We start from the raw sequence: 7,439 nt of genomic DNA, 5'->3' as shown, positions 1-7,439 counted from the left end.
GCTCGTCGCCTTCGCGATGCTGTGCTGATTGAACGCATTAGGGCTGTTCATCAGGATAATTACGGTGTTTACGGGGTGCGGAAAATGTGGCATGCTCTTCGCCGTGAAGGAATTGATATCGGGCGTGAACAAACCACTCGGTTGATGCGCCTGGCCGGTATTTCTGGCAAAGGCAAAGGCAGATCACCTATCACAACCCGAAGAGCTAACGTGCCTGATCTGCGCCCGGACTTGGTCGAGCGTGAATTCAAAGCTCAGGGTCCAAATAAGCTGTGGGTGGCCGACATTACGTATGTGCGCACGAAGAAAGGCTTTGTGTACGCCGCGTTTGTCACCGACGTTTACTCCCGCCGGATCGTTGGGTGGGCGTTATCAGACTCAATGCGGACTGAAGCACTGCCGCTGCAAGCTCTCAACCAAGCGATCGTGTGTGCTGAGGAAACAACAGGTCTCATTCACCATTCGGATCACGGGTCCCAGTACGTCAGCGTGGTCTACAACGAGCGACTAGCCCAGCACGGTATTGCCGCTTCCACTGGGACGGTTGGCGACTCCTACGACAATGCTCTTGCTGAAAACGTAAACGGCTCCTACAAGAACGAGCTAATCCATACTCGCAGGTGGAATGATGTTGTCGAGGTAGAAATCGCGACGTTCGAGTGGGTGTCATGGTGGAACGAGACAAGGCTCCACCAAAGCTTGGGATACCGAACCCCGGTTGAGGTGGAAACCGATTTTTGGGAGCAGACCCCGCCACAGGAAGTAATAACGATCAAGGCAAATGCCTAGGAACAAAACTCGGGGCACTTCACAGGGTTGTCTTGCCGTTGGTGCTTACTTTGTCGGTGCATAGTCGGTAGTCGTGCTCTGGTTTGATGTCCGCTTATCTACATTCGCCCCCATTAAGGGTGAATCTTCAGATCAAAACTAGAAATAGTTTATATACAGCACTATCTGTATTAGGTAAGCCTTGCCTTTCCAGCTGTTCATGAATCGAGGTTTACTATGACCCAACAGTCCTCTACGCCCGCACGGAGTACAAGCTCATCCAGTGGGGCGACGGCACGTTTAAACACCAGAGATCTCATCAACGCTGGTATCTTTGCTGCACTTTACTTTGTAATCACCTTTGTAAGCGGAATGATTGGATTCGCAGGACCACAATTCATGTTTATTGGATGGTTCATCGCGGCAATCGCAAACGGAATCGTGCTAGCGCTTTATGCCGCCCGCACGCCCAAAATGGGTGCTTTCACCCTCGTCGGTGGTATTAACGGACTAGCATTCATGCTCACCGGACACTACTTCTGGACCCTGCTGGGAAGCATAATTCTAGGGTTTATCGCGGATTTGATTATTACAAAAAGCCACCTCAGTATTGCCAGATCCTTCCCTATTGCCTACAGCGTCTTCTGTGTCTGGATTTCTATGCCTTTTATCCCGCTAATTCTGGATACGGACTCCTACTACGTCGATATCGCAGACCAAATGGGTCAAGAATATGCCGATGCCATGTCGGATATCTTCCAGCCATGGACCATTGGAGTACTGGCCATTTGTGCGCTCATCGTCGGCTTTATCGGAGGAAAGGTCGGAGTTCGCGTCAGCCGCAAACACTTTGAAAGCGCTGGTCTCCTGTGAGCCTGCAAAAACAGGGCGTGCTTCGTCGATCTTCGATCGATCCACGGACCGTGCTACTTTCTGTTCTAGTAATCAATGCGGTAGCTCTCAGCCACGGCCACCTACCGACACTGCTGATTTCTATCGCTTTCAGCTCCATCGCACTAGCTACAGTAAAGCCACACTATGGTCTTATTTGCCTGTTCGCTTTTGCATTATCCTATCTAGGGTACTGGGGCCTATTACAGCTTCCTGGCTCCACATTTTTCGCTTTTTCAGCGGCAATTTTTTCGTGGCTAAGCCGTTTTGTCATCAGCATGTCCATCGGCGCATTCGGCTTGCTCACTCTCACACCATCCACGTTGACCTCAGCACTGCGGGACCTGCGTTTACCAGGCTGGGCCACCATTCCACCGGCGGTATTCCTGCGCGTTTTGCCGATCATCGTGGCAGAAGCCAAAGCCATCCGCGATGCCATGGTCCTTCGGGGTCTCCAGCCTGGAGTAAAAAGCTGGATCACACAGCCCACACAATCGTCCGCGATGTTGATCATCCCCTTATTAGGTGCCGTCGTCCGCGCTGGTGATGAGCTCGCTGCCTCTGCTCTTGTCCGGGGATTGGGAGGACCCGCACGCCCAACCACCACCGCCGATCTTTCCTTCAAGCTTGTCGATGCAACTGCACTAGCTGGGTTGGGCCTCGTTGTTGCCTCTGTCTGGCTTCCCACGGAGGTCCACTTATGAACGAACGCAGTATCGCAACCAGTGTAGACGCCCACAACGTTTCTTTTACATATCCATTGGGAGCTCGGCCAGGCATTCAAGGTGTATCTGATGTGTCTTTTTCTGTCTCTCCAGGACAGTGTCTACTGATTACCGGTGATTCCGGATCGGGAAAGTCCACGGTACTCAATTTGATCAACGGACTCATCCCCCATTTCAATCCAGGAGAGCTACTAGGCACCATCACTATTATAAAGGATGACCAGGCTTTTACCCCTGCGGAAGAACCGCTGTCCCGAGCCATCGAGTTCAGCGCCTCAGTATTCCAGAATCCAAGGACACAATTTTTCACTGAAAGCGTCAATGCAGAATTGGCCTTCGGGCTAGAAAACCTTGGTGTAGATCCCAAAGAAATTGAGTCGAGGATTCAATCAGCGGTCGAGCTACTAGGCATTAACGATCTTCGGGGCCGGCGATTCAAAGAATTATCCGGTGGGCAGTTACAAACCGTGGCATGCGCATGCGCGCTTGTGTCCCCGGGCAGTCTCGTGCTTCTCGATGAACCCACGTCCAATCTCTCCATGGAAAGCATCGATATTCTTGCACGCGTGCTACACCGCTTGAAGGAATTAGGCACAACGATCATTATCGCTGATCACCGTCTCTTTTTCTTAAAAGATATCGCTGACCAAGTTATTTACTTGACTCAGGGAAAAATAACGCGGAGTTTCCGCGCTCAGGAGTTTTATGCCTTAGACGAACCCGAACGCAAACAATTGGGGCTACGCAGCTTACACCATGTTCCCCTGCCCGCGAGCGTGCCGGTACCACCCACGCTCGAAAACGCCGATCCCCAGCGGAGCGGACTCGAGCTAAGCAACATCTGTTTTTCTTATGGCGCACATGAGGTATTAAACATTGACCACGCATTTTTCCCCAGCGGCGAAGTCACCGCCTTAATCGGGCCCAACGGCGCTGGAAAAACCACCCTCGCCAGGATCATTTGTGGTCTTGCTTCTCCCAAACGCGGCGGTAGTCTCCGTTTGAACAGCAAACGAGTAGGAGCGGCTGCCCGCAGACGTGCCGCGTACATGGTGATGCAAGATGTTGGCCGCCAATTATTCGCAGCCACCACCGAAGAAGAAGTCACGCTCGGACTGGCAAAGAAGAAGCGGGACCACATCGATGTCAATGAGATTCTCCATCGCCTCGATCTGGCAGGAATGGCCCAACGGCATCCGCAGTCTCTGTCCGGTGGGCAACGGCAACGCTTAGCCATAGCTTCAGCCCAAGCCGAGCAAGCAGCGATCTACATCTTCGATGAACCTACCTCTGGCGTGGGCTGGCGCCAACTGCAATCCATCTCTGCGCTACTTCGATCTCTTGCAGCAAGCGGAGCAGTGGTCATCGTCATCACCCATGACCACGAATTCATCCAAGAATCAGTCACCAGAATCATCGATATGACTGACATCAACAAGAATTGAGAAAGAAATGTCTGAACTAAAACAAAGTTCCACAGAATCAAGCGGAACCCACGCACCAGAATCACACGGTGCGTCACCGGAAGAAGAGGCTCACGCAAAACTAAAAGCCGGCCAGGTCGCTCTAAAAAAACTACTGGCCCCAGTGCAAACAACCATCTACTTCGCACAGTTTCTCGCGCTTATATCCTCGGTACTCGCCGTAGCACCCTACGTCGCGTTGGTGGCACTGGGAAATGCTCTAATCGACGGCAAAACTGATGACGTCGCGTCCATTGTGAAATGGCTACTTGCTGCATTTTTGGGCCAGCTATTCTTCTATTTCCTTGCCCTTGCAATCACCCACTTCGCTGATGCAAAGCTGGTGGAGATTAACCGGCGCCGAATTATTACCGCTATTGCGAAAGCACCACTCTCGTGGTTTAGCCAGACTAATTCCGGCAAAGTCCGCAAAGCCGTCGAGGACGATACGTTAACTCTGCACACCCTGACAGCCCATGCTCCTGTAGAGAAGGTCGCCGCGATCTTTACGCCCCTCGCGCTTCTGGTTTATGCCTTTTTCTTGGATTGGCGCCTTGGTCTACTTTCTATTGCCACTGTGCCCATTTTCCTAGCAATCCAAGCATATTCAATGAAAGATATGGGCACAAAAACTGCGGAAATGGATAATTATCTGGGTGAGGTCTCTGCGACTGCGGTGGAGTTCTCCGAAGGTATTTCCGTCGTCAAGGCTTTCGGCACCGTTGGCAAAGCCCACGCTCGATATCGCGAAGCTGCCCAAAAATTCGCGGAATTCTATTACGAGTGGGTACGTCCGCTTCTGCGTGTTTCCGCAATCTCAGAGTCTGTGGTGGCGGTTCCTGTCCTCATCCTTATCAATCTAGGAGTCGGTTCCCTGCTGATAGCTGGTGGCTATGTCACGGTCGCTGAAGTCATCGCAACAACGTTAATTGCGCTGGTGCTCCCAGGCACGATTCAAACCGTCGGCCAAATGATGTGGTCTTACCAGCTCGCTGGCAATGCGGCGTTGCGCCTTGATGAAGTCATGACAATTTCCCATGTGAAAGAAGGCCAAAAGAGACTCGATGCCAGTAGTCAAGACATGGAGGTGGAGTTCCATAAGGTCAGCTTTAGCTACGCCCCAGACACACCAGTCCTCCAAGACTTTTCTGCGCAACTAAATGCAGGCACTGTCACGGCATTGATTGGCCCCTCCGGGTCTGGCAAATCCACAGCAGCAACGATGCTGGCGCGTTTCCAGGATCCAGATTCGGGCACAATCACTATCAACAACGTGGATATCCGTGATCTCACTTTCGACAGTTTGTACCGCACTGTGGCTTTCGTCTTACAAGATCCTCACTTACTGCGTATGAGTATTCGGGAAAACATTCGCCTTGCACGCCCAGAAGCCCGCGATGAAGAGATCTGGCAAGCCGCAGAGGCTGCGCACATAGCTGCTGATATTCGCGCTTTACCGGCTGGGCTCGACACCGTTGTTGGTGAGGACACCTCTTTATCCGGTGGACAACAGCAACGCATTTCTATTGCCCGGGCAATCATTACCAATGCCCCAATCTTGATCCTGGATGAAGCTACTGCGGCAACTGATCCTGACTGCGAAGCAGAAATTCAAGCAGCTCTAGCCACACTCGTCAGAGGCAAGACCGTCTTAGTCATCGCCCACAAGCCGGAGTCCATCCAAGGAGCAGACCAAATAATCTGCCTCAAGCCTATGAAGGATAATTCTCATGTCTAATGCCACTACGCCTGTTAGTTCGCGTCTTCGTGATCCGCTACTCACTCGCAGTGTCAAAAAGCTGCAAAGTCCTGTAGGCCATAAGCTCAATAAAAGGTATGCTTGTCTATCGCTTATCGTTGGCGTGCTTGATGGCCTCGCCGTTCTCACGCTCGTGCCACTTACAAAGGCACTCGATGGGGATACGACGATCGCACCATGGATGTGGACGCTTTTGGCAATTGCGCTCGTAGCTTTTGCGCTACGATTTTTCGCAACCATGGCCTCTTACCACACGGCCTTGGATTTCATCCGAGCCGCGCACACGACTGTGGGCGATAAATTAGCAACGCTACCGCTCGGCTGGTTCGTACCGGCTAATACCGGCGGCCTATCTCGCCTCGTTTCAGATCGCTTTATGGTGGCGGCCGAGACCATTGCGCATATTCAAGGAACGATATACCGCGATAGCGCGGCACTTGTCACCTTGTTAGTAGGAGCGTGTTTCTGGAACCCGAAGCTGGGCTTGGTCCTTCTTATCATCGCACCATTGGCGCTCGTGGTGATGCAGTTGGCTGCATGGATTCGTGAGAAAGCATCGAACCGCGCACTGGGGCCGAGTAAAGAGCTCTCCCAGCGCATCGTAGAATTTGCTAACCGTCAACCAGCCCTGCGCGCGGCAGGACAATCACAAGTTTTTGCGCCACTAGAGCAAGCGCTAGAAATCGACCATAAAGCACGAATACGCGAGCTATGGGTATCCACATTAGCTTTGCTACTCAACGGCATAATAGTGCAGATCTTCATTGTGGCTCTCATTATGGTCTCCGCGGATCTTGCCGTTGAAGGCGCCCTATCGCCACTAGAAACAATTGCGATCATCGGAATCAGCTTGAGGTTTACCCGCACGCTTGAACAGCTGGGTTCTTCTTTCGTCGGTTTAGATGCCGGCCGTATCGCGCTCACAGAAACTGAGCTCATCACCGATGCCCCTTCCCTGCCAGAACCCACTACTCCGCGCCTAGGCGATGGTTCGGGAAATGTCGAGCTGCTTAATGTCACGTTTGGATACGGCGATAAACCAGTATTGGTAGATGTCACTTTCCATGCTCGACCAGGCACCGTTACCGCCATTGTCGGTCCTTCTGGCTCCGGAAAGACCACAATTGCGCGCCTTATTTCGCGATTCTGGGATGTAGATTCCGGGGCGGTGATGGTTGACGGCGTAGATATCCGCGAGCTTGGAACCGAACAGTTAATGTCCAGACTGTCCATGGTCTTTCAGGACGTTTACCTCTTCGACGACTCGTTAATCGCTAATATCCGCGTTGGTCGTCCCGACGCCTCCGATGAGGAAGTCTTCCGCGCAGCTGATCTTTCAGGCGTGACTTCTATTGCCAACCGCCTAGGGTGGCATACTCCTGTTGGTGAAGGCGGGCGGCTTCTATCCGGTGGTGAACGCCAGCGCGTATCTGTAGCTCGCGCGCTTCTCAAGCAAGCGCCGATTGTACTCTTTGATGAGGCTACCTCCGCGCTCGATGCAGAAAATGAGGCAAACATTCTTGCTGCGATGGACGAGCTACGGGAGCAATCTACTTTTATTGTCATCGCCCATAAGCTGGATACAATCAAATCTGCTGATCAAATCGTAGTCTTGGATGAACACGGGCAAGTCAGCCAGCTAGGCACGCATTCTGAGCTTTCCGATGTCCCTGGTATCTACCGTCACTTCTGGCAGCAACGCAAAGCAGCAAGCGGGTGGAAAATCAGTTCGGGACGCGATTAACGCGGGCACCGAGATCGGCATTGTTTGCGGGGGACACCCTTCTCTCCCCCTCTCTCCCATTACGTTGTTAGCAGTTCCACCCCAGGGCG

At 52.5% G+C, this 7,439-nt stretch carries 6 protein-coding genes; all 6 read left to right on the top strand.

The window, feature by feature from the left end; all coding sequences use genetic code 11:
• On the top strand, positions 1–789 hold a 789-nt coding region (locus HMPREF3169_RS13415; protein WP_168162626.1), incomplete at its 5' end, for an IS3 family transposase.
• A gap of 216 nt (positions 790–1,005) precedes the next feature.
• A complete protein-coding gene (locus HMPREF3169_RS07525) occupies positions 1,006–1,641 on the top strand; it encodes an MptD family putative ECF transporter S component (protein WP_061921197.1) in 636 nt (211 codons plus the stop codon).
• Entirely contained in the window at positions 1,638–2,363 is a 726-nt protein-coding gene (locus HMPREF3169_RS07520; RefSeq protein ID WP_046646863.1) for an energy-coupling factor transporter transmembrane component T family protein, read from the top strand. The genes HMPREF3169_RS07525 and HMPREF3169_RS07520 overlap by 4 nt, the downstream gene beginning before the upstream one ends.
• Positions 2,360–3,829 (top strand): ABC transporter ATP-binding protein, encoded by a 1,470-nt coding sequence (locus HMPREF3169_RS07515; protein WP_062036168.1) that lies wholly within the window; start codon positions 2,360–2,362, stop codon positions 3,827–3,829. Before HMPREF3169_RS07520 ends, HMPREF3169_RS07515 begins: the two co-directional genes overlap by 4 nt.
• Positions 3,830–3,836: 7 nt before the next feature.
• Positions 3,837–5,585, top strand: coding sequence for an ABC transporter ATP-binding protein (locus HMPREF3169_RS07510; RefSeq protein WP_070456051.1), 1,749 nt, complete (start codon positions 3,837–3,839; stop codon positions 5,583–5,585).
• Positions 5,578–7,350: an ABC transporter ATP-binding protein gene (locus HMPREF3169_RS07505; RefSeq protein ID WP_061921189.1), complete on the top strand. Its 1,773-nt coding sequence runs from the start codon at positions 5,578–5,580 to the stop codon at positions 7,348–7,350. Before HMPREF3169_RS07510 ends, HMPREF3169_RS07505 begins: the two co-directional genes overlap by 8 nt.
• The last annotated feature ends 89 nt before the right edge of the window (positions 7,351–7,439 follow it).

Source organism: Corynebacterium sp. HMSC08C04 (assembly GCF_001807495.1).
GTDB lineage: Bacteria > Actinomycetota > Actinomycetes > Mycobacteriales > Mycobacteriaceae > Corynebacterium > Corynebacterium simulans.
This window is presented reverse-complemented; position numbering and strand designations above follow the sequence as displayed.